Below are 612 nucleotides of genomic sequence, written 5' to 3'. Positions count from 1 at the left end.
CCCCTTCGCCGCCTGACACCGGATTTCCGATATGACCCACATCCTGATCGTCGAAGACAATGAATTGAACCGCGACATGCTGCAACGCCGGCTGGAGCGGAAAGGCTATGCGGTGTCGTGTGCGGTCGATGGGCCGCAGGGGATCGCGATGGCGACGACGAGCCGGCCCGACATCATCCTGATGGACGTCGCACTCGGCGATATGGACGGGTGGGAGGCGACGATGGCGATCCACGCCGATCCGCGCAGTGCCACGATCCCGGTGATCGCCCTGACCGCGCACGCGCTGGAGAGCGACCGGCTGCGCAGCATCGAAGCGGGCTGCGTCGATTTCGAGACCAAGCCGGTGTCGCTGCCCGACCTGATCGCCAAGATCGAGCAGCATGCCACCGTGCGCAACGCCGCGTAAATGTTCGCAAATCGTCGAGTTACCGGATCTTTAACCAGGTCCGCTCGCCGATGCTTATGGGTTGCGAAACTATCCCGGATCAGTTCCCGACCCGATCCCATACGAGGCCCATCATGACCACGGATACGCCGCAGTTCGGCGCCCTCGCTGGCAGCATGCGCGATTTTCGCTACCTGCCCGGTGCCGACCTGCTGGCCCGCGTC

1 protein-coding gene is annotated in these 612 nt (G+C 63.9%); it reads left to right on the top strand.

What is annotated here, in order from left to right; all coding sequences use genetic code 11:
* The first annotated feature begins 31 nt into the window (after positions 1 to 31).
* Positions 32 to 409, top strand: a complete 378-nt coding sequence (locus AC0IYH_RS29090; RefSeq protein WP_465240024.1) for a response regulator — start codon at positions 32 to 34, stop codon at positions 407 to 409.
* Positions 410 to 612: the final 203 nt, after the last annotated feature.

The organism is Pseudomonas sp. AC463 (assembly GCF_979253585.1).
Note: the sequence above shows the minus strand (reverse complement) of the source record. Positions and strands in the feature narration are given on the sequence as shown.

What these genes read in the sequence shown, in the direction of transcription:
- AC0IYH_RS29090 (WP_465240024.1), top strand. Translation starts at nt 32, where the DNA reads ATGACCCACATCCTGATCGTCGAAGACAATGAATTGAACCGCGACATG.